Source organism: Paenibacillus allorhizoplanae (assembly GCF_927798215.1).
Classification (GTDB): domain Bacteria; phylum Bacillota; class Bacilli; order Paenibacillales; family NBRC-103111; genus Paenibacillus_E; species Paenibacillus_E allorhizoplanae.
The window spans coordinates 177673-199235 of sequence record NZ_CAKMMW010000002.1 but is presented as its reverse complement, the minus strand read 5'-3'; the positions used below and the strand labels follow the sequence as shown (position 1 = coordinate 199235).

Below are 21563 nucleotides of genomic sequence, written 5' to 3'. Positions count from 1 at the left end.
TAGAAGATGGCTGAGCTTCTTCAAGATCCGATGGTTAAAGTTGAAATGCTGATTCGAAAACCAGTACAAGAGGTATTTGAGGCTTTTATCGATCCTGAGATTACGTCGAAATTCTGGTTTACTCATGGAACTGGCAGATTAGAGGCTGGATCACACGTGCAATGGCATTGGGCAATGTACGGGGCGACTGCAGAGGTCGATGTCAAAGAAATCGAGGTAAACAAGCGGATTTTGCTGGATTGGGGCACATCGGTCGAATGGATCCTTACGGCTCAAGCAGATAACGAAACATTCGTGACCATCACAGACTCGGGTTTTAAGGGCAGTCCGGATGAAAAAGTAAAACAAGCGCTGAATTCAACCGAAGGATTTACGATCGTTTTATGTGGATTGAAAGCGTACCTGGAACATGGCATTCGCTTGAATCTGGTTTCGGACAAGGCTCCCTACGCACATATCTCATAGACTTCGCTTAGTAAGGAGCACTAATATGAAAGTCATATGTAAGACAAATCGCATGTCACTTGTTCAACTATACGCATCATCCAGTGCGCTGGTCGTTGATTACTTTCGTCGTAATCGTGAATTTCTCGAACCATGGGAAATGGTGCGGGACGAGTCGTTTTTCACTGCGGAGTTTCACGCAGAATTGTTGGAGAAAGAATTGAAGCTGTTCGAGGACGGGCAGCTTTTCAAAGTTTGGATGCTATACGAAGAACGTATCATTGGCTCTATTGCGCTCAGTAATATCGTGCGCGGCGCCTTCCAATCGTGTCATTTGGGCTATCGGATGGATGGCGCACTGCTGAATCGGGGGCTGATGACAGAAGGCATCGAAGCGGTTATTGCGTATGCGTTCGAAGAAATGCAGCTTCATCGGATCGAAGCGAATATTATGCCGCGCAATCAGGCTTCCATGAAGGTCGTTCAGAAGCTAGGCTTTTATGAGGAAGGCTTGGCGCTCAAATATTTGAAAATTCATGGCGTCTGGGAGGACCATATCCATATGGTGCTTCGAAATACGGCGATGGAAGTGTAGGATCTGAAAAACTCCAGTTAAATTTAACCAAATTTCGCGGAAAGCGAGCAGATTGGTGAAAATAGCTGGAGTTTTTCCAGTTATTCGCCAGAAGTCGGCACCAGCCTATTTTTCTGATAACGCGTAGCGACTTGCGCGAGATATTTATGAATCCAAGCATCGACGGTTTCGGAGTTCAAACAGTTTTTACGGAAATGACTGGGTGGCGTTCCCATTTCTCTGGTAAATACCTGTGTGAAGTAATGGATGCTTTCGAACCCGGTATCTTCGGCGATTTGTTTCAATGGAATGTCTGTGTACCCGAGCAGATAGGCGGCTCGTTTAATCCTTTCCGTTTTCACGATAGAAGGGAAGGTTTGGCCCAATTCATCCGAGATCAGACGAGAGAGCTGGCGTTCAGACAAGTGGAGGCTTTGCGCCACGTCACTAAGTGCCATTTTATGAGAAAGATGATCCTGAATATAAGCTTTGACTTTCTTAAGCGTGCCTTGCAGCTCCATATCCAAAGAAGACGAAGCTGTATCACCAGAGCGGCAATGCTGCAGAAACAAGGAGATACAACTGATGACCAGCGTATAGGCTAATTGCTCAATCGTTTCCTTATAGCGATCACCCGTCTCTGAAGCTTGGATGAGCAGTGCCTGCCAAATGAGCACCGGAGCAGTTCCCTCAGCATTGGGTATGAAGAGATGCGGATACGCGCTAAGCTGACTAAAATCCTGCATAAAAGCCTCACTCGATTCGGATGCGATCGGTTCTAACGCAAAAAACAACAACAGCATGCCTTCATCACTTTGGATGGAATGTCGACTTTCGGGCTTCGAGCAATACAGGGTGCCAGGTCGAAGTGGATAGGTGATACCATTGTGATAGTAGTGGCCTTCTCCTTCAACGACGTAGCAAATTTCAAAAAAGGAATGTGTATGCGGACGATTGCCCTTATGCTGCGGTTTCGCACCCCAGTAATGAACGAATATGGAGGCAGAGGCACCTTGTAGCTGAACCAGGTTTTGGTTGAGATACAAGTTACTACGCGAGTAAATGGATGGATTCAACACGCATGAGGGCTCCTTTCAAGTAGACTGATGATCATTATAGCATGGATTTTTTGAAAAAAAGCGGCATGTTTTTACAAAGACGAAAACGCCTCCATTTTCTATACTTACTTTCATAGGCACATTAGAAGTGAAAAGGAGCTGTTAGAAGTGGGCAATCAGATGAACATTTCACTCGCAGGCATCATGGGATTTCCGGTTACACCATTTGATCTTCAGGAGCAAGTAGATGAGAAAGCTTTACAAGCTAATATTAACTTTTTAGTAGAAAATGGCTTGGATTCCGTCTTTGTTTGCGCAGGTTCTGGAGAATATCAATCCTTGGATATCAAAGAATACGAGCGCGTAGTCACTGTTGGCGTAGCGACGGTTGCTGGCAAAGTGCCTGTATTCGCAGGGGCTGGAGGTAATATTCGAGAAGCGGTGGAACGCGTTCAACTTGCAGAAAAGCTTGGTGCTGACGGTTTATTGTTGCTCCCGCCTTATTTGATCATCCCCGAGCAAGAGGGCTTGTTTAACTACTATCGGACCCTTGCACAGAGCACAAGTTTACCTGTCATTATCTATCAGCGTGATAACGCGATTTTTACTTTAAGCACATTAGAAAAATTGGCTAATTTACCTAACGTCATTGGTTTCAAGGATGGATTAGGCAATTTTGAACTAAATATTGAATTCGTACAATCGCTCGGTTCAAGGTTACAATGGATGAATGGGATGCCGCTTGCTGAACTAACGATGCCAGCATACTCGGCACTAGGCTATCTATCATATTCATCCGCGATTTCCAATTACATACCGCAGGTATCGAGAACCTTCTACACAAGCTTGCTTGCCGGAGATCAGGCAACGCTCAATTCCATCTATCAAGAAGTCATTTTACCCATCCATCGGATTCGTCAATTGCGCAAAGGGTATGCCGTTTCACTAATTAAAGCGGGCATGAACATTGTTGGATTGCCAGTTGGTCTCGAAGTTCGAACTCCGCTAGTTCAAGTAGAACGTGAGCATTATATACGATTGGAATCCATTATTAAACGAAGCATAGACCTGGTCGCGATCGCCAATAACGGGTAGGAGGAAAATATCATGATGAAGGTATCCATTCAAGTTCCCACATGTGAATTATCGGATAGCGATTTGAGACAAATGTGTCAGCTCGGGGTTGATTGTATTGATTTTACACAAGGAGGTTCTTTCCCAGGTGTTCGTGAGCAGGGATTTCCGGATCTTGATCAACTTTTACAATTAAAACGGAGAGTTCGTTCCCATGGGATGGAAATTAATCGGGTGACGCTTCCAGATATGTCGACTAGCTTCATGTTGGAAGAGCCAGGCTCGGAGATCCAATTAGAGAACGTCAGCAACGCGATCAAAACCTTCGGCGAAGCTGGGATCACGCTCGTTCGTCAGCGTTTTGCAGGGGATGTATTTCCTTATATGGCTGAGGAATATACAGCCGTACATCGAGGCGGCGCGCTAGTTCGCGGGGAGTCATTGAAACGCAATCTGGACAAACAACCTCCCACGGTGGAGCAATTGAATGCTTGGTGGAAGCGCTTTGATTTGGTTTTCGGCAAACTAGTTCCACTTGCGGAAGAGTATGAGATGAAATTAGCTGTACATCCATCCGACACGCCATATCATAACACGCCTTTCGGCGGACTTGGTTTGAATCGCGTCATCGATAGCTTCCCTAGCAGAAACGTTGGTCTAGTCTATTGTGTAGGTACACGGGGGGAAGCAGGCGGAACGCCGCTTGTTCTTGATGAAATTTATCAGTATGGACGCAAGGATAAAATATTTCTGGTTCATTTCCGCAATGTACGGGGAAGTTTGGCAACGGCTGGGGCGTTTGAAGAAGCCATGCTGGATGATGGACATATGAATATGGCGAAAATATTGCTGGAGCTTCATAAAGTTGGCTATAACGGATGTATAAATCCAGATCACATTACCTCGCTCGAAATGGATCGAGCGCCGCATCGAAGTGCAGAAACCAAAATGAATTGGGTCGGCTGGGCCTATGCGATTGGCTATGTAAAAGCTCTATTGGCGGCATTAGTGGAGTTTAGAGGCGGGAGAGATTAACATGGGTGAAATGAAAACATATCTGAACTATATCAACGGAATGTGTGTTGCGTCTTCTAGCGGCGAGGTGGAGGGAAGTGTGAACCCAGCGAACCGACATGAGATCGTAGGCTATGTTCAGAAATCGTCCATTGCAGATGTGAATGAAGCCGTTGTTGCAGCGAAAGCAGCAAAGTTAGGCTGGCGTAAATTATCCGGTTCTGCACGTGGGGAATATTTGTACAAAGTCGCAGATAAGCTTGAGCGGCGATTGGAAGAAATTGCTGCAATGATGACGCGTGAAATGGGCAAAACGTTCCCTGAAGCCAAAGGTGAAACGGCAAGGGGCATCGCGATTCTACGTTATTATGCTGGCGAAGGCATGAGGAAGACTGGTGATGTGATTCCATCTACGGACAGTGAGGCTTTAATGTTTACCACACGCGTGCCCTTAGGCGTTGTTGGTGTGATTACACCGTGGAATTTCCCCGTAGCTATTCCGATTTGGAAAATCGCTCCCGCATTAATCTTCGGTAATACGATTGTGTTCAAGCCTGCTCAGGAAACGGCTGTAACAGCAGCCTTAGTCATGGAATGCTTCGAAGAAGCGGGAATTCCTGCAGGTGTTGTCAATATGGTGACGGGTCAAGGAGATGTGATTGGTCAAGCTATCGCAGATCATCCAGACATCCACGGAATTACCTTTACAGGATCGGATCGTATTGGGAAAATGGTTGGTCAAAGCGCACTCGCGAAGGGTGCGAAGTACCAGCTGGAAATGGGTGGTAAAAACCCGATTATCGTGGTCAACGATGCAGATCTGGACCTCGCTGTTGAGGCAACCGTGAGTGGTGGCTTACGTTCAACGGGGCAGAAATGCACCGCTACTAGCCGAGTAATCGTCCAAAGTGATGTTTATGATGTTTTTAAAATGAAGCTGCTTCAACGTATTAAGGAAATCCGTGTTGGAAATGGTATGGAGGCATCAACTTGGATGGGGCCTTGTGCAAGTGAGAAGCAATATCTTACGGTACTAGCCTATATTGCCAAAGGGATCGAAGAGGGTGGGACCTTGCTCTGTGGCGGCGGTAAAGTGGAAGATGAGGCTCTAGATGCAGGCTATTTCATTTCGCCTACGGTATTTGAACATATTACAAGTTCGATGACCATCGCGCAGGAAGAGATTTTCGGACCTGTTCTTGCTTTGATTAAAGTAGATTCCTTCGAGGAAGCTATTCATATTGCGAATGATGTGAAATTCGGACTTAGCGCGTCAATTTTCACGAAAGATTTCTCGAAAATGCTAACCTTCATGCACGAGATGGATGCAGGGCTTGTGCGCATCAATGCCGAAAGCGCGGGTGTGGAGCTGCAAGCCCCATTCGGCGGTATGAAAATGTCGAGCTCAGGCTCTCGGGAGCAAGGGCAGGCCGCTATTGAGTTCTACACGGAGATCAAAACCGTGTTTATAAAGTCTTGAATGAGAGCCAGTTGCTGCCGCAGCTGGCTTTTCCCTTGTAGAGCAACTTGACAGCGTTCCATATTGGAACTCATAATGATAAGACTTGCCTTCTACCGGAAATTCTGGAACGATAACTTGGCACAGCTGCAGTTTCTCTTACAAGCCAACTCTGATGATTGAAATAGACATAGATGGACCGCGCTTTTGATAGGAATGTCCTTCATGAAGGGAGGTTAACGGCGTGATTGTTAGTATCAGTATCGTTATTATACTTGTGCTTGCAGTACTATTTATTGGATATAGTACCTTGTGGGTGAAGTTTTCACATATTCAGCTGGGCGATCCAGCTAGCAAGAATGTCACAGTTGTGCAAATTTCTGATTTGCATGGTCAGACTCATTTCATCAATGGCTCCTTGAGTAAAATGGTGAATCACGTTAACCCAGATCTTGTGATGATCACAGGTGATTTAGCATCTACCAAAGAGCAATTGGACAAAGTTTTGAAAGAAATTCGTCAAATAAAGTGTGTGCATTTATTTTTTGTGCCAGGTAATCATGAACGTTATGGGTTAGTCCAATCCAGATTCCAACTGAATTCAGATCAAGACTACGAGGCGATTCTTAGATCCATTCAGGACGCGCATATTAATGTTTTATCCAATCGTGAATACCCTGTCTACATTGGAGATAAGAAGTTGTTGATCTACGGTTTCGACAATTCTTTATATGGCAAAGAACGCCTGACTATGCGTGTTGAAGATCTACAAAGCTTTGACGTGATCATCATGTTAGCACATTCTCCGAGCATTATTGAAACTTCTCTTCAGCAACACATTCCATTTGATTTATTGCTCGTCGGGCACACGCATGGGGGGCAGATTAGGCTGTTTGGACATACGATTGGTGCGTATAAGAACTATCATGTTGGGCTCAAACGTATTGATAAGCGAAAGCATTTCTATATTAATCGAGGTCTGGGAAACTCACGGTTGTTACCGATACGCTTTGCTTGCTCGCCAGAGATTGCTGTTTTCAAAATCGGTTTGTAGACATTGAATGTGAGATTGAGGCTGCCGCGGAATTTCGCGGTGGTCTTTCTTTTTGCGTCAAGGATTACTCCCCACCAACGCTTAGTCCGAAATTGCCGAATTAATCTCACCGTCTATGCTAGCTAGACTTAATTAGTTCGAATTTACCCATCTAAATCAACCAAAGCAGCCCCCGCGTAAGGAAAATGGGGAAATAGCTGGGTATAATCGGACTATTGGTACTATTAAACAAGGAAGACTCAGTTTAGCTCGGCAAAGTCGGACTAATGCAACTTCTGGAGAAGAACTACAGTTATCCGAAGTTCATTTGGTGAATAAAGGAAATGACTGCTGTTCAGCGAATTTACTGGGATGACGATTTTGCGAGGTTACAATATGGAAATAATTCGTTTGGCTACATTGGAAGATATAGATAAACTCGTACAAATGCGATGGGATTTCTCAGAGGAAGACAATAAGAGCGGTACACACTTTGAGGGATTTCAATTGATATGCAGAGCGTTTTTAGTCAACGCGCTTAGCGGAAGCGACTGGAAAATTTGGGTTGCAGAAGTGGATGGCGAGATCGTCTCGCATATGTATCTGCAATTGATTCATAAAGTTCCCAGACCAGGCAAATCGCCAGATCCGTACTTTGGCTATGTAACGAATGTGTATACAAGGCCAAGTTATAGAAGTAAGGGATTAGGAACCAAGATTCATCAAGCTATGGAACGATGGTCGAAAGACCATGAGGTCGAGTTTCTTATTTTATGGCCGAGTACGAATAGTGTTGATTTTTATGAAAGAAATGAGTTCGCTCGAAGCGAAGAAGCATTGGAGAAGCATTGGTAACTATTGGTATTTTCGCTATGAAGGGGGATGCAGGGTATGACTAAACACGTCTACATCATTACGGGAGCCTCAAGTGGGTTAGGAGCAGCACTATCACGCGAGTTGCTATCGCAGGAAACACAGGTATTGGGTATATCACGAACGGTGGATAAGGAGATTCAACAGCTTGCGCAGGAATTAAATGCTAACTATGCGTTCATAGCTGCAGACCTCACTCAGGTTGAGCGTATAGAAGCTACCTTGCAGGAGATCATTGAATCCATGGATTCATCCAAAGTTGAAACGATAACCCTAATTAATAATGCGGCAACTGTAACTCCAATTAAACCGATAGAAGCATGTTCGTCAGATGAAATTGTGTCGTCCATTCAACTGAATCTTACGGCCCCTATACTACTTACTTCTTGCTTTATAAAGGAAACTGCGAACTGGTCTGCTAAACGTTCGATTGTTAACATTTCATCCGGCTCCGGGCAATATCCTGCAAGCAGCATGAGTGTGTACTGTTCTTCAAAAGCTGCCCTGAATATGTTCACGAAATGTGTGGCCATGGAACAAAAGGAAGAACCGAATCCAGTTCATATGCTGACAATAGACCCTGGCATGATGAATACGGGTATGCAACAAATAGCGCGAGAAAGCGATTTCGAGTTATCGAGCTTTTTTAGAAAACAAAGTGAAGAAGGTCATTTAGCGGAGCCAGAGACTGTTGCACGGAACATATTGCTTGAACTCAATCAACATAGGGATGTAACACCTGCTTAGAATTGTAAGAGGGGGATAGAAACACGATGCATATTGGCATAGATTTGGACAACACTGTACTGGAAGCTTCAAGCTTGCATGCACTATGGAGTTGATGTTCTGATTGATGATGCTCCACACTATGCAGAGGAGTTAGCTGCGGCTCAAAAGCCTGTCATTTTATTTGATCAGCCGTATAATCTGAGCATAGAGAATGACTATGTACACCGAGCTATGAATTGGTTGGAGGTCAAGAAACAGATCGACCATTTGGCTTCAAGGTGTAAGTGAATAGGTACATCAAACAACGTTCTCGTCAATTTGACCGAGAACGTTGTTTGATTACAGGGATTACAACGTCTGACCACTATCAACGGTGATGATTTGTCCGGTCATGGCTTCCTGTTCCAGTGCTGCACAAATAAACTGAGCGATGTCTTCAGGCGTTGAAATTTGCTGCAGCAGCAGGTTAGGAGCTAGTTTCTGCATCTGTTCTTCTCTTCCAGCCCACCAACGCGTGGCAACTGCTCCTGGTGCGACACAGTTCACCCTAATATGTGGAGCTAGGGCTCGTGCTAAAGATTTGGTCAAGCCATGGACAGCCGATTTCGATATGGCATAGGGAAGAGAAGAACCAACTCCCGTTAATCCCGCAATGCTTCCCACATTGACGATCGCCCCTTGTCCGTTTGATTTCATCATTGGCGCGACGGCCCTTGCACAGTAAAACATCCCTTTCACATTCACGTCGAATAATTCATTCCAGATGACCTCGGTTACAGCTTCAAGGTCAGGAAGGGGAATATGATGTGTCATACTTGCATTATTGACTAATAAATCTACAGTTCCCAAAAGGTGTTCAATTGATCGTACCATCTCAATGACTTCGTAATTATTGGAAACGTCTGCTTGTATGGCAATCGCACGACCACCTTCTTCAATAATCCTTCGAGTTGTTTCCTCCGCATCCTCCTTTGAGCGTGAGTAGTTCACTGCGACCGCAACCCCTCGCTTAGCAAGTGCAAAGCTTACCGCGCTGCCAATGCCAGTACCTCCCCCTGTAACGAGTGCCACTTTATTGGATAACTGCATACAAATCTCCTCCTTGTTTGCTATATATAAATTTTAAAACTTAATTTGAATTCTGTATAATTGAAGATATTGAAGTGTTGGTTCAAATAAATTGAATTAAGCGAAAGGAGTACAGAATGGATATTAAAACGCTAAAAACTCTACATATGATCGTGAAACATGGCAGTTTTCATCAAGCGGCAGTGGAAATGAACTATGCCCAATCTACGGTGACGATGCAAATTCAAAAGTTAGAAGTCGATTTAGGTATTCAACTCCTAGAACGCGGCAAGAAAATCCGATTAACGGAAGCAGGTCGATTATTTTACGAGGAAAGTTTGGAGATTGTTAAGCGCATGGAGAGATTGCAAACAAATTTATCGGATCTGCAATCGGGAGAAGTAGGGAACGTGCGAATCGGGTTGACAGAACCAACGGCCAGTTATCGATTACCGTCATTGTTAAAAGAGTTCATGACCATTTATCCACGAATTCGTGTCTCGCTTGAAATTGCTAGCACTCCAGCTTTGGTTGAGTCCTTGCTGGAAGGTAATATCGATTTCGCGTGCTGTTCAGCACCGGAAATAGGAACTGATCTTTTTTTTCATCCTCTATTCTCGGAGAAATTTATTGCTTTAATTCCTGAAGATCATCCTCTTAGCCAGTATGAGGATCTTGAACCGAGTCTATTCCTAGGACATCGCCTTTTGATAACGTCAGCAACGTGTCCATATCGTAAAAAATTAGAAATGATACTGCAAGAACTAGGGCATGTGGGGATAGAAACGATGGAGATTGGCAGCATGACTGCTTTGAAAAGCTATGTGAAAAATGGATTTGGCTTTGCACTCGTGCCTGAGATTGTACTAGACCCAATGCCTAGCGGGACCAAGGTACTTCAAGTGAATGGTACATCCATCGATATGTTGACGGGGTTTATCTACCAATCGGCTCCATTAAGTTATGCGAGTGCACAGTTGTTTCGATTCTTGAAAGAGAAATTGAGCACGTTTGATGTGGAAGGGATTGTATTCGTCTAGAAACAGATTCTGAAGGCTTGCATTTACATATTTTTTTTAAATGCTTATTTTCCTCCTGCGATAAGATTTATTTTTTCAGGTGGAAGTAAATAAAACCGGTAATCAAGGACTTATTTCTAGTCCGAGGTAGCCGGTTTTTTATTTATTATATTTTGGATAAAATGTCATACCCAGCTCGTTCCATCGCTCTCCCCACAGGGATATAGATCATGTTATCTACCATCAGTAACCTCGAAATGATCTCGTCGGATAAGACATTGCGTCCATCAAGTAAAATTGGTTGGTGCATGAGCTGAACCATAAGTAACCAATCCAATTCAGCGAATTGCGGCCATTCCGTCATGATGATGATCGCGTCAGCACCTGCTGCTGCCTCATAAGCCGTTTCCATCTGGATCACTCTTTCTATGGACGTTGATTGGACGACCGGATCAAAGGTTTGCACCTCAATCCCGTACAGGTAACATAGTCGTAGCAAAGTGAGAAATGGCGCATCACGCATATCATTCGTATTCGGTTTAAAGGAAAGACCAAGTACGCCTAGTCGCTTTCCACGTGGATTTCCCCAAAGTGAAATCAGTTTCTCCAACAACTGCGGAATTCGTTCGTCGTTGATTTGAGCTGTTGCTTCGAGTAAGGGCAGCGAGCGGGCAATGGCTTTACCAGAAGCCAGCAGAGATTGCAAATCTTTTGAAAAGCAGGATCCACCATAACCTATGCCTTCACGCAAAAAGTGAGGACCGATGCGCCGATCTGTGCCTACGCCTTGCATAACCTGGCGATTATCTGCCCCATATCCCTCACAAACGTCCGCGATCATATTGGCAAATGAAATCTTCATCGCTAAGAAGGCATTGGAGGCATATTTGATCAGCTCCGCACTGCGTCGATCACAGACTTGAATCGGGGCATTGATCCCTTTGTATAGTTGGTGAAGTGCAGCTTTGGCAAGGTGTGATCGGCAACCGAATACGATGCGGTCGGGGTTCATAAAGTCGTTAATTGCACTGCCCTGACGCAGAAATTCGGGGTTAAACACGACTTCCGTTTGGAGACCTGCATGAAGTAAATTAGCCTCAAGCTCATCGCAAGTGCCCACGGGAACGGTGCTTTTCATAATGATAAAGGGAGGGCAGACGCCACCAGCATGCTTCAATTGAGCAATCACATCGTCAACTTGACTAAGATCGGTCTGACCATTCACGCCAGTTGGGGTACCAACTGCAATCATCAGTGCATCAGCATCTTTGGATGCTTTTGCTACATTGGTGTCAAAGGACAAACGGCCTTCTTTATGGCATGTTTCAAGCATTTCCTGCAGATCAGGCTCCCAAATGGCTAATTTATTCTCACGAAGGTCTTGAATGACATGTTCCCGATCGATCGCTGTGACGAAATGACCTAACTTGGCGAAGCAAACTGCGGCTACTAATCCGACATAACCTGTTCCAATAATCGTTAATCGCATGCGAAGTCCTCCTTCAAGCCGAATAGAAACCAGATTTCTTACCGATACGGCGAAAATCAATGATCATCTCATAATCATGAAGCAATTGATCAAAGATAGCGTCCCACGAGCGACCGAGAGCGAATTCCCTGGCTTCGAAACGAAACTTCGTCAAGCGGTCACTGTCATCTACTAAAGAGGTGATTTCTTGAACAAAAGATTGCGGCTGACGTGGCGTACATAACATACCATTTTCCCCGGAACTCACCATTTCTAGGACGCCTCCGCTATTGGCAGCAACAACGGGAAGCCCTGATGCCATCGCCTCTTGAACGACATTCCCAAACGTTTCCGTACTTGAAGGAAAGACGAAGAGATCAGCCGAAGCATAAATCTGAGCGAGCTCTTCGCCACTTTTATATCCAGCGAATGTGACATTCGATGGTGCTTGCTCACGCAGTTCTTGCAGCTGTGGACCGTCTCCGACAATGAGCCAGTGTACACGCGATTTCACGGAATCTGGCAACAGTTTCATAATCGCGGATAGGGTATCTATATCTTTCTCAGGAGCGATGCGACCTACATACAGAAGGAGGTATGGCGCTGTAATTCCATATCGTTCGTGAACGTCCATGCTCTTCTTCTCTGGTGTATATAAGGAACAGTCTACGCCTCTCGTCCACAGCAGTAAGCGATCCATGCCTTGTTCTTGCAGGGTGTCTAAGGTATCCCGAGAAGGAGCGAAGGTCGCATCACAGGACTGGTGAAACCATTTCATATAACTCCAATAGAGTGGGATTGCAGCCTTCATATGGTAATAAGTCAAATAGCGATCGAAGTGCGTATGATAAGAGGCCACATGTGAGATGCGATGTTTGCGAGCGTAGTGCAGACCACATAATCCAAGGTTAAAAGGGGTCGCTAAGTGGAGCAAATCAGGCTGAAAGCGATCAAGCTCTGTACGAATAGCAGCTAGGTTCGGTAAGGCTAGACGACATTCGGGATACAGAAAAAAAGGAATGCTCGTTACAGGACGAATAGGATCCGAATAGACCATATCAGCCGTGCTTTTAGGTGAAAAAACTAGATGCTCGATGCCCCTTCGATTCAAATACTCGGTTAAACGTCCTAGTGTGAGTGCAACGCCGTTCATTTGAGGAACAAAAGTGTCGGTAAACAACGCGAGACGCATATGAATCCCTCCTGTAGTTCCAAGTTTAGCTTCAGCGTAGCAGGGGAGTATTCGGGGAATGTCAATGGAATATGAACGTCATATTATAATTTCCGTTAGGTATATGGTGATCTGAAAAACATATACTTCCGTGAAATAGGTTTTCCTGTATACAAGAAAATTGAATATTGCTTCGTGAACAGGCTGCCCTGTATGGTGAGATCGAAAGAAACACCGTAATGCTGATTGCGTTAGCGATGAATTCCCAGATTATGAAAAGGAGTAATTCAACATGAAGAATAAGTTGAAATTAGGTATTGCTGGGGCAGGTAATATTTTCAAAGTAGCCCATGCACAGGTCCTTTCTGAGCATCCCGAAATCGAGTTCGTAGCCGTTTGCGATCCGATTGCCGATAGAGCGAAACAGCAGGCCGAGCAATGGGGGATCCCGTATTTTTATACGGATTATAAGGAAATGCTGACTAATCATCCTGAATTGGACGCGATTGACATTTGTGCGCCGAATAAATATCACAGTGATATTGCGGTTGCTGCACTTGAAGCTGGCCTTCATGTTTTCTGTGAGAAACCTGATGCAATCTCACCTGAAGAAGCGAGCAGATTGGCCAATGCTGCTGAGAAATCAGGCAAGCTGCTCATGACCATGCGGAATAATCGGTTTCGTCCGGCGATCCAATTCCTCAAAAAGTATGTAGCCGCAGGTCATGCCGGTGATATTTATACGGGGCGCTGTGGTTGGGTGAGACGCAGAGGCATTCCGGGTAAAGGCGGATGGTTTACAACTAAGGAATTGTCCGGTGGAGGCCCACTGATTGATTTAGGCGTGCATTTTATCGACGTTGCTGTATGGCTTATGGGGAATCCGAGACCAATCTCCGTTGTTGGAGCCACTTACACCAAATTCGCAGCTACGTCCCTAAGTGATTCGGCACATAGTCAGTTCGGTGAGAAATCAGATCAAGGCATCTACGATGTTGAGGATTTGGCGACTGGCTTTATTCGTTTCGACAATGGGGCAACGCTGCAAATTGAATTCAGTTGGGCTTCAAATATCGAAGAAGAGATGAATTTCGTTGAGTTAAGAGGCACCAAAGCAGGGTTCACTTTTAAACGCGGTGAAACGAAGATTTTTACGGAAATTGAAGGTACGCTATGCGACATCTCACCGAAGCTGGCGAAAGACAACCATGGTCACGGCGAGCATCTTCATCACTTTATTGATTGTGTACAAGGCAGAGACCAACCGATGATCACGCCAGCAGATGGCTTACATATGATCCAAATTTTATCGGCTATTTATGAATCAGCGCGTACGGGACTTGAAGTGAAATTATAAGCTAGGCAAGGGGCTGCTCTGCAGCTCCTTTCTTGCGATTCAGATTAGATAAGGAGAGCGAATATAGATGATCAGAGAGCACGTGTATTTGCATAATGTGACTGAGATAGAAGAGCATCCCACGACGGGAGAATTGCAATTATATAGATTTCCAAAGCATGTACGCCATGCATTGGGTGATCGAGGACGTATCGTATCCGAAGAAGCTAGCGGTTGTGAGATCCGGTTTGTAACGGAAGCGCCAGCGATTCGGATCATGCTCTGTATACCAGAAACGAATGGAGATGTTTTTATTTTCAAAGGGGGACTGTTTCATTCGCAGCACCGATTGAACGCAGGTGTCAGACATACGCTTCATTTGGAAGCACCTAATCGTATACAGACCATAGATCGCGAGCATCTCATGCAATCGGGCTTTGCTCCTGAAGTATGGCGAATCTTCTTCGGAAGAACGACTTGTCTCATTTCCTATTTGCATACGTTTGGGTATCCTGTTCGTCCGCCTCAACCGAATGAAATGCCAACACAGAAGTGGCTTGCCTACGGGTCCTCCATTACGCATGGGATGTATAATCAGCCGATGACCTACATACAGCAAGCTGGGCGAAGATTAAGTATGGATGTTTACAATTGCGGATTAAGCGGGTCCTGTCTGTGCGAGAAAGAGGTTGCAGATTTCCTAGCAGATCGTCAAGACTGGCAATTAGCGACCTTGGAGCTAGGCGTTAACATGCGGGATCGCTTCACAGTGGAGCAATTCCATGACGCAACGGATTACTTGTTGAAGCGACTTATTGCACAACATCCGGATAAACCCATTTTCGTCATCACGATTTATCCGAACTTCGCCACCTACAACGACAGTGAAACTACGAAGAAAGATGCCGCATTCAATGAAATCCTTCGCGCCCATGTAAGGAAATTCAATCATCCTAACTTACATCTCATTGAAGGTGATGACATCTTAGATGATTTCTCTGGGTTGTCCGTGGATCTCGTGCATCCCGGAGAATATGGACATATGAGAATGGCTTCTCAATTAGCTGAGCAAATAAAGAAGATTTTAAACGGATATAACGTACAGAAGTGATTAACGAGAAAGTTGATGATGTCTTTTTCACCGGATATCCTTTACAATGAGTTGTAAAATCGATGCTATCCAGCAACAGGAGAGATGTACCGTGCAGAAAAAATGGTTGTATCGCTTAATTATGTCTTACATTCCGATCTTCTTCGCGGTGATTTTTTGCCTGATGCTGTTATTTTTTATGACCATGAGTGATATGGTTCGTAAACAGACACTTCAAGCTAATGAAGTTTTCGCTGGACAAGTTGTACAAATTCTAGATTCTACGTTGAAAAATATAGACACGGTTGCCAGCAAAAATGTGCTGCTGAACAGTAAAATTACAGCTTACTTTAACAGTAAAGTGCCACAGTCTGTTTACAACTATTATGAGGTGACCGAGGTCCTGCAGGACTTCATGGCATCTGTGCCAATGATCGATTCGGTGTATTTATATCGAGAGTCTGATGGCAAGATCATTATGCAGCACTTCTCATCCGAGTTGTCTCTGTTTGGTGACAGAGCGTTCGTCAAAGAGTCGATGTCTGTTCAAAAACCCATGATGTGGAGTAATCTTCGGACCCTTTCTTTGTTCCAAGACGAGGATCAAACGAAACGTGTGATTTCGTTGGTCAAAAAAGTTCCCTATTACTCCGGTGAGCAAGGGCTCATCGTGTTTAATGTGAGAGCAGATTCGCTGCATGATTTGACACGTGAGATGAAAATTGATGGGGTTTCCTCCTTATGTCTTAATGACAGCAACGGGAATAGCTTTGAAGGCATGGAACGGAGATGCGTCAACGCAGGGCAAGATTTGTCTGATGATACGATGCTCAAATCCTCTTATACGAATTGGACGCTGCACGTTGGGATGAAGCACGAGGGACTCTTCGCTTATGTTTCTACTTTTTCCTATGTTTGGGTGTTGCTTGGATTTATAACCATCGTTGGCGGGATCGCCGCCATGACCTATATCAGTCACCGGCACTTTCGTCCGCTCGATCAGGTTATGAATCGGATTTCCACCTTCTCCGAACATAAGAATAGTTTAGTGAAACGGCAGGATACGGATGATGAATTCGCCTTTATCGACAAATCGCTTGAAAGCTTGATTGAACATACGAATAACTTTGATAAGTTACAAGCCGAAGGTATGCTGTTCCGGCGTGCTCAGTTGTTTAAAGATATTTTGGATGGTACACGCGTATTGCCATTGAATAAGCTTACAACTGAACTAGCGGCTGTCGGGCTTGATGAAGTGTTCGATCACATCGTGGTTGCCGTTATCGAGATTGATTATTATCGGTCATTTGCCGAGGCCTATACGCAGAAGGATCAATCCTTATTCAAATTTACGCTGCGCAGTGCGGTTCAGGAAATTGCTGAAGCAGAGAATGAGCACCTCTGGACGGAATGGATTGCTCCTCATCAACTTGGTTTGTTGTACCGAACAGAAGGAGCCGATCGTGAGAGACAAACGATCCTCAAGATCAAAACGATGGCCGAACGGGCTAGAGCTTGGATCGAACAATATTTGACCTTCACCGTGACGATTGGTATTGCGAATATCGTGAAGCAGACGGAAACACTACCCGTTTCGTTCCTTGAAGCACGCAAAGCACTGGACCGTAAAATTACGGTAGGTCCAAATTGCGTACACATGTATGATTCTCGCTGGGATATGGTTACCGAGGGAAGAGGGCTGGATACCTTGCAGATGGATTTGCGCGAGGCTGCGCAGCTATTCCGCATCGGTAATCCAGAGTGGGAAATGCTGCTGCAGCAATCGTTCGATACCATGGTAGCTGGATTCTACACCAAAGCAGAAATGACCAGCTTACTGCGAAATTTCAAAATGCAGTTGCATCGCGAAATGCAGGAGCTGCCGCAGGAGTTTCAGGAGAAGTGGCGCGCAGGCGGTTTCGTGCAAATGAATGCCTTAGCAGATGACTTCGAATGGATCGGGGAAGCCCAAGCGAAGCTGTTGCCGCCTCTTAGAGACTCACATAGTGAGCTGCAAGATTTACGTATGAATCGAGAACAATATACATTAGCTTCTAACGTACAAGCTTACTTAAGCGTTCATTACGGCAATCCTGACGTGTCGTTAGCTCAAGTTAGTGAAACCTTCAATGTTAATACGAAGACATTAAGCCGTATTTTCAAAGAAGAAATCGGCGAGAAGTTCGTCGATTACTTAGCGAGAATTCGAACCGAACACGCGAAGCAGCTTCTTGAAGAAACGGCGGATCCCGTTCAGGTGATCTCCGAGAAGGTAGGCTATCTGTACCCGATGTCCTTTATCCGCGTATTCAAGAAAATCGTAGGGACGACACCTGGCGATTATCGAAAAGAGTATGAGGAACGGAAAGGGAACCTGTCCTAATTAACCTAATCAACTTTCTCATTCATACCTTAGAAACCCGGCCAAATGGCTGGGTTTCTTTGCTTTTTCCCCAGATATGTATACGAGAAAAGTGAATATTGCTTGGAGTCCTTGCAAGACGGTATGTTGGTGTCAGCCAAGGCACAAGACAATTGACACAAGGAGGTATGACATTGGAGACAAGTCCAATACTCGAAACACGAACGACTGCCAACATGAAAGCAGGCCAGAAAAAATCCTCGAAAACGCGAACCTTTTGGATGAGTCGCCGAGTTCGGCAAAACATTCCACTCTGGATCATGTTTCTGCCGATCGCAGCTTTTTACCTCATTTTCAAATATACGCCGATGCTTGGACTTGTGATTGCTTTTAAAAACTACAATTTCTATGAAGGGATTTGGGGAAGCCCGTGGGTGGGCTGGCAGAATTTCCAACATCTGTTCACACAAGCACAATCTGTTCAAATTATCCGCAATACGCTTGTTCTAAGTGTGCTGACCGTGTTCGTGAGTTTTCCATTCCCGATTATTCTTGCCATTCTACTAAATGAAGCACGTAAAATGTGGTTCAAACGTATGGTGCAGACGCTCGTCTATTTACCTCACTTCTTTTCATGGGTCATCGTCGGTGGAATCGTCGTTACCTTGTTTTCGCAAAGCGGGGTTATTAATGCGGGAGTGACGAAGCTGTTCGGAGAATCCTATGCTTTTCTTTTTCATGAATGGTCGTGGGTTTCCATCTTTCTAGGCTCAGGTATTTGGAAGGAAGCGGGCTTCAGCGCCATTATTTATCTAGCAGCATTAACGACCATTGATCCAAGCCTCTATGAAGCAGCCAGTATGGATGGCGCGAATAAGTGGAAGCAAACGTGGCATATTACGATTCCAGGTATTAGTCCAACGATTATCCTCATGCTCATTCTGGCAATGGGTCATGTCATGGAAGTTGGATTCGATCAAGTCTATGTGTTGCAAAATTCAATTGTCTCCAATGTGTCAGATGTGATCTCAACCTTCATTTATCAAACGGGTTTGCAAGGCGGGCAATTTAGCTTAACAACAGCACTCGGTTTGTTCGAATCCCTAGTAGGACTTGTGCTTGTTGTGATGACGAACGCAATCGCGAAACGGTTTAACCGTCAATTATGGTAAAGGGAATGATGTGTGCATGAAAACGACTTCAGGTGAGAAAGTATTTTATGGCATTAATTATGTAATTTTGGCTGTAGCTGGGCTGCTCTGTCTACTCCCCTTAATGCATTTGGCTTCGCTTTCTTTAAGCGGTAAAGATGCGGTATTGTCAGGATTCGTTGTTCTCTGGCCGGTAGATTGGTCTACGGAATCGTATTCCCTTCTGTTCAAAGGCACGCCGATCATCCAAGCTTTCACGAATAATGTAATCATTACGGTTGTTGGTGTTGCTCTGAGTATGATCTTTACCGTGCTGGCCGCTTACCCGTTATCTAGAAAGGTATTCTATGGTCGCAAGTATCTGACGCTTGCTATCGTGTTTACCATGCTGTTTCAGGGTGGATTGATCCCGACTTATTTGGTCATCAAACAAATGGGGCTCATTGATTCCTACGGCGCCTTATGGCTGTCAGCTTTGGTTAGTACGTTCAATATGCTCATTATGCGATCCTTTTTCGAAAATATTCCCGAAGAGCTGGAAGAAGCGGCTCGGATGGATGGCTGCGGCGAATGGAAGTTGTTGCTGCGGATCATCTTACCTCTATCTATGCCGATGATTGCCACGATCGCACTCTTTTATGGCGTGCAATATTGGAACTCCTTCTTTAATGTGATGATCTATGTGAATAGCCCTGAAAAGTTAAATTTGACTGTGTTGATTCAGCAAATGATCAAGAGCCAAACGCTCGTTACAGATATTAATAATCTGGGTCCCGAAGCTGTCGTCAATGTGACACCGGAAGGGATGAAGGCGGCGGGAGTTATCATCATGATTATTCCAATGCTCATCGTGTATCCGTTTCTGCAAAAGTATTTCGTTAAAGGGGTGATGATCGGCGCCATCAAAGGGTAATGGCAGTTAAGGACAAGACGTATTAGAATGTAAACAGCGATACTAATTCGGGAGGTCACCACCAATGAGACAAAGAACATGGACAAAACGTAACACAACAGCAACAGCAGCGATTGCGACAGCACTTGCTTTGGTTGTCGTAGGCTGCAGCACGAAAGATGACAAAACATCAACGACGAGTCCAAGTGCCGCAACCCAAGCTACACCGGAAAAGCGTGGTTCCATTACAGCATCGCTCTATGATCGTGGAAATATCCCGGCTGAAGAAGGGACGATTATTAACAATCGTTGGACGAAATGGGTGAATGAAAAAGGACCTGCGGATGTGAAATTCGTTCCGATTCCACGGTTTGAATCTCTGCAGAAATATAATGTATTATTTGCCTCAGGTTCAGCGCCGGATCTTATTTTCGAATTCGATAAATCGTATTTAGGTCAGTTGTATAACCAGAAGCAATTGATGCCACTCGATGACATCATTAATAAATATAGTAAAGAATACAAGGCGCGACTTGAGAAATATCCTGCATTGAAAAAGGCAACAACGATGCCAGATGGCAAAATGTACTTCTTGGGCCGTCCCTACAACTTAGATCCCAACCATTATTTGTTCGTTCGTGCGGATTGGCTCAAAAAGCTAAATCTGCAAGTGCCGAAGACTACGCAGGAATTATTAGCAGTCGCTAAGGCGTTCACAGAGAATGATCCAGATGGCAATGGGAAGAAAGATACGCAAGGTATCGGACTTAGCTTCATCTCGGGCATCGTTTTGAACCATATGTTTGGCAATGGCTTCACGCTCTTTGGAACGGATCAATATCCGTGGAATCTGAAGGATGACAAAGTTGTTCATGATTGGGATAGCTTGAAAGCGGCGATTGCATATCAGAAGACGATTTATGAAGCTGGTTATACAGATAAGGATTTTGTTACGGATAAAAATGGTGCTAAATCCGCGCAAGATTGGATGGCTGGTAAAGTAGGGATCATCGGAAGCTCCCTTCCAACGAAGAACTATGAAACCTTGAAGAAAAATGTGCCTGATGCTGAAATTATTCCGATTGCATTGCCGAAGAGTGAGTTTGGACAATTCAGTCCGCTATTAAATAACCCGATCGCTGTTACTGGTGCTGTGAACGCTGCAGCTAAAGACCCAGCAGCCATTGTGAAAGAAATCGATTTCATGTCCAGTGAAGCGTTCAAAACGACTGTGAATAATGGGATTGAAGGCGAACAGTACAAAAAAGGCGCCAACGGCTGTCCAGAACCGATTGATGCGGAGAAAACGAAGAAAGAGGTTAGCTACATTGCTGACTTGAACATGTTGGCTTCATTAGCGAAAGATTCCTGTACAGGTCTTGAAAATAAAACGAATCCTACGCCGATTGAGAAAGACATGCTTGAGGTATTAAAGCAAGGGCGCGTTGCGTATGTCGATCCGAGCCGTCCAATGCCAGGTGTGACGCATCGTGATTTCTTACCGCTTCTCCCGCAAGAATTAGTCGCGATAAACACGAATGCGAATAAAACGATTGTCGATTTGGCGACGAAAGTGATTGTTAGCGGAAATAGCTACACGATGGATCAATTCATTACAGAAGCGAAGGCAGCTTGGGAAAAAGCAGGTGGACCGAAAGTGGATGCTTTCTATGATGAATGGTACCAAGCTAATAAGAAAACAGCTTTGTTAATGAAAGATTTGTATGAGATTAAATAAAATCATCTCC

General features: G+C 44.8%; 20 protein-coding genes. 16 read left to right on the top strand and 4 right to left on the bottom strand.

Translation table 11 applies throughout. The annotated features are described in order from the left end of the window. Window positions 1-6 precede the first annotated feature (6 nt). Window positions 7-465 carry an SRPBCC family protein gene (locus L6I86_RS03435; RefSeq protein ID WP_236284641.1) on the top strand — a complete coding sequence of 153 codons (459 nt, stop codon included), beginning with the start codon at window positions 7-9 and terminating at the stop codon, window positions 463-465. Between the two features lie 25 nt (window positions 466-490). Then, window positions 491-1039 (top strand): GNAT family N-acetyltransferase, encoded by a 549-nt coding sequence (locus L6I86_RS03430; protein ID WP_236284639.1) that lies wholly within the window; start codon window positions 491-493, stop codon window positions 1037-1039. Window positions 1040-1119: 80 nt separating this feature from the next. On the opposite strand, the gene L6I86_RS03425 is transcribed toward L6I86_RS03430, so the two are convergent. Continuing rightward, a complete protein-coding gene (locus tag L6I86_RS03425; protein WP_236284637.1) occupies window positions 1120-2097 on the bottom strand; it encodes an AraC family transcriptional regulator in 978 nt (325 codons plus the stop codon). Window positions 2098-2256: 159 nt separating this feature from the next. Here L6I86_RS03425 and kdgD point away from each other — a divergent pair, with 159 nt between their 5' ends. From kdgD to L6I86_RS03390, 7 genes are all read left to right on the top strand, one after another. Next, entirely contained in the window at window positions 2257-3171 is a 915-nt protein-coding gene (gene kdgD / locus L6I86_RS03420; RefSeq protein WP_236285647.1) for a 5-dehydro-4-deoxyglucarate dehydratase, read from the top strand. A gap of 12 nt (window positions 3172-3183) precedes the next feature. Further along, window positions 3184-4185: a mannonate dehydratase gene (locus L6I86_RS03415; RefSeq protein WP_236284635.1), complete on the top strand. Its 1002-nt coding sequence runs from the start codon at window positions 3184-3186 to the stop codon at window positions 4183-4185. 1 nt (window position 4186) lies between these two features. Next, on the top strand, window positions 4187-5644 hold the full coding sequence (gene gucD / locus L6I86_RS03410; RefSeq protein ID WP_236284633.1) for an alpha-ketoglutaric semialdehyde dehydrogenase GucD: 1458 nt from the start codon (window positions 4187-4189) through the stop codon (window positions 5642-5644). Window positions 5645-5867: 223 nt separating this feature from the next. Next, complete coding sequence (locus tag L6I86_RS03405; RefSeq protein WP_236284631.1) at window positions 5868-6677, top strand: metallophosphoesterase; 810 nt, start codon at window positions 5868-5870, stop codon at window positions 6675-6677. A 351-nt stretch (window positions 6678-7028) separates the two neighbouring features. After that, window positions 7029-7511, top strand: coding sequence for a GNAT family N-acetyltransferase (locus tag L6I86_RS03400; protein WP_236284626.1), 483 nt, complete (start codon window positions 7029-7031; stop codon window positions 7509-7511). A gap of 36 nt (window positions 7512-7547) precedes the next feature. Beyond that, entirely contained in the window at window positions 7548-8276 is a 729-nt protein-coding gene (locus tag L6I86_RS03395; RefSeq protein ID WP_236284624.1) for a (S)-benzoin forming benzil reductase, read from the top strand. Between the two features lie 78 nt (window positions 8277-8354). Then, window positions 8355-8546 carry a 5' nucleotidase, NT5C type gene (locus L6I86_RS03390; protein WP_236284622.1) on the top strand — a complete coding sequence of 64 codons (192 nt, stop codon included), beginning with the start codon at window positions 8355-8357 and terminating at the stop codon, window positions 8544-8546. Window positions 8547-8606: 60 nt separating this feature from the next. On the opposite strand, the gene L6I86_RS03385 is transcribed toward L6I86_RS03390, so the two are convergent. Then, window positions 8607-9347 (bottom strand): SDR family NAD(P)-dependent oxidoreductase, encoded by a 741-nt coding sequence (locus tag L6I86_RS03385; protein WP_236284620.1) that lies wholly within the window; start codon window positions 9345-9347, stop codon window positions 8607-8609. A 116-nt stretch (window positions 9348-9463) separates the two neighbouring features. Here L6I86_RS03385 and L6I86_RS03380 point away from each other — a divergent pair, with 116 nt between their 5' ends. Then, window positions 9464-10366, top strand: a complete 903-nt coding sequence (locus L6I86_RS03380) for a LysR family transcriptional regulator (RefSeq protein WP_236284615.1) — start codon at window positions 9464-9466, stop codon at window positions 10364-10366. A gap of 145 nt (window positions 10367-10511) precedes the next feature. Here L6I86_RS03380 and L6I86_RS03375 read toward each other — a convergent pair whose 3' ends face one another. Both L6I86_RS03375 and L6I86_RS03370 read right to left on the bottom strand, forming a co-directional pair. Further along, on the bottom strand, window positions 10512-11834 hold the full coding sequence (locus L6I86_RS03375) for a UDP-glucose dehydrogenase family protein (RefSeq protein WP_236284613.1): 1323 nt from the start codon (window positions 11832-11834) through the stop codon (window positions 10512-10514). Between the two features lie 13 nt (window positions 11835-11847). Next, on the bottom strand, window positions 11848-13005 hold the full coding sequence (locus tag L6I86_RS03370; protein ID WP_236284611.1) for a glycosyltransferase family 4 protein: 1158 nt from the start codon (window positions 13003-13005) through the stop codon (window positions 11848-11850). Window positions 13006-13276: 271 nt separating this feature from the next. Between L6I86_RS03370 and L6I86_RS03365 the strand changes: the two genes are divergently transcribed. The 6 genes from L6I86_RS03365 (at window position 13277) to L6I86_RS03340 (ending at window position 21553) form a co-directional block, all read left to right on the top strand. Further along, window positions 13277-14341 carry a Gfo/Idh/MocA family protein gene (locus tag L6I86_RS03365; RefSeq protein WP_236284609.1) on the top strand — a complete coding sequence of 355 codons (1065 nt, stop codon included), beginning with the start codon at window positions 13277-13279 and terminating at the stop codon, window positions 14339-14341. Window positions 14342-14408: 67 nt separating this feature from the next. Continuing rightward, complete coding sequence (locus tag L6I86_RS03360; protein WP_236284606.1) at window positions 14409-15431, top strand: SGNH/GDSL hydrolase family protein; 1023 nt, start codon at window positions 14409-14411, stop codon at window positions 15429-15431. Between the two features lie 91 nt (window positions 15432-15522). Further along, window positions 15523-17793 (top strand): helix-turn-helix domain-containing protein, encoded by a 2271-nt coding sequence (locus L6I86_RS03355; protein WP_236284604.1) that lies wholly within the window; start codon window positions 15523-15525, stop codon window positions 17791-17793. A 215-nt stretch (window positions 17794-18008) separates the two neighbouring features. Further along, window positions 18009-18944 (top strand): ABC transporter permease, encoded by a 936-nt coding sequence (locus tag L6I86_RS03350; RefSeq protein WP_420851853.1) that lies wholly within the window; start codon window positions 18009-18011, stop codon window positions 18942-18944. Window positions 18945-18960: 16 nt separating this feature from the next. Continuing rightward, window positions 18961-19836, top strand: a complete 876-nt coding sequence (locus L6I86_RS03345; RefSeq protein WP_236284602.1) for a carbohydrate ABC transporter permease — start codon at window positions 18961-18963, stop codon at window positions 19834-19836. Window positions 19837-19900: 64 nt separating this feature from the next. Then, window positions 19901-21553, top strand: coding sequence for an extracellular solute-binding protein (locus L6I86_RS03340; RefSeq protein WP_236284598.1), 1653 nt, complete (start codon window positions 19901-19903; stop codon window positions 21551-21553). Window positions 21554-21563 lie beyond the last annotated feature (10 nt).

Bases quoted from the DNA above. Each gene is read 5' to 3' on its own strand.
- L6I86_RS03435 (WP_236284641.1), top strand. From the start codon at position 7: ATGGCTGAGCTTCTTCAAGATCCGATGGTTAAAGTTGAAATGCTGATT.
- L6I86_RS03430 (WP_236284639.1), top strand. From the start codon at position 491: ATGAAAGTCATATGTAAGACAAATCGCATGTCACTTGTTCAACTATAC.
- kdgD (WP_236285647.1), top strand. From the start codon at position 2,257: ATGAACATTTCACTCGCAGGCATCATGGGATTTCCGGTTACACCATTT.
- L6I86_RS03415 (WP_236284635.1), top strand. From the start codon at position 3,184: ATGATGAAGGTATCCATTCAAGTTCCCACATGTGAATTATCGGATAGC.
- gucD (WP_236284633.1), top strand. From the start codon at position 4,187: ATGGGTGAAATGAAAACATATCTGAACTATATCAACGGAATGTGTGTT.
- L6I86_RS03400 (WP_236284626.1), top strand. From the start codon at position 7,029: ATGACGATTTTGCGAGGTTACAATATGGAAATAATTCGTTTGGCTACA.
- L6I86_RS03395 (WP_236284624.1), top strand. From the start codon at position 7,548: ATGACTAAACACGTCTACATCATTACGGGAGCCTCAAGTGGGTTAGGA.
- L6I86_RS03390 (WP_236284622.1), top strand. From the start codon at position 8,355: ATGCACTATGGAGTTGATGTTCTGATTGATGATGCTCCACACTATGCA.
- L6I86_RS03385 (WP_236284620.1), bottom strand. From the start codon at position 9,347: ATGCAGTTATCCAATAAAGTGGCACTCGTTACAGGGGGAGGTACTGGC.
- L6I86_RS03380 (WP_236284615.1), top strand. From the start codon at position 9,464: ATGGATATTAAAACGCTAAAAACTCTACATATGATCGTGAAACATGGC.
- L6I86_RS03375 (WP_236284613.1), bottom strand. From the start codon at position 11,834: ATGCGATTAACGATTATTGGAACAGGTTATGTCGGATTAGTAGCCGCA.
- L6I86_RS03370 (WP_236284611.1), bottom strand. From the start codon at position 13,005: ATGCGTCTCGCGTTGTTTACCGACACTTTTGTTCCTCAAATGAACGGC.
- L6I86_RS03365 (WP_236284609.1), top strand. From the start codon at position 13,277: ATGAAGAATAAGTTGAAATTAGGTATTGCTGGGGCAGGTAATATTTTC.
- L6I86_RS03360 (WP_236284606.1), top strand. From the start codon at position 14,409: ATGATCAGAGAGCACGTGTATTTGCATAATGTGACTGAGATAGAAGAG.
- L6I86_RS03350 (WP_420851853.1), top strand. From the start codon at position 18,009: ATGAAAGCAGGCCAGAAAAAATCCTCGAAAACGCGAACCTTTTGGATG.
- L6I86_RS03345 (WP_236284602.1), top strand. From the start codon at position 18,961: ATGAAAACGACTTCAGGTGAGAAAGTATTTTATGGCATTAATTATGTA.
- L6I86_RS03340 (WP_236284598.1), top strand. From the start codon at position 19,901: ATGAGACAAAGAACATGGACAAAACGTAACACAACAGCAACAGCAGCG.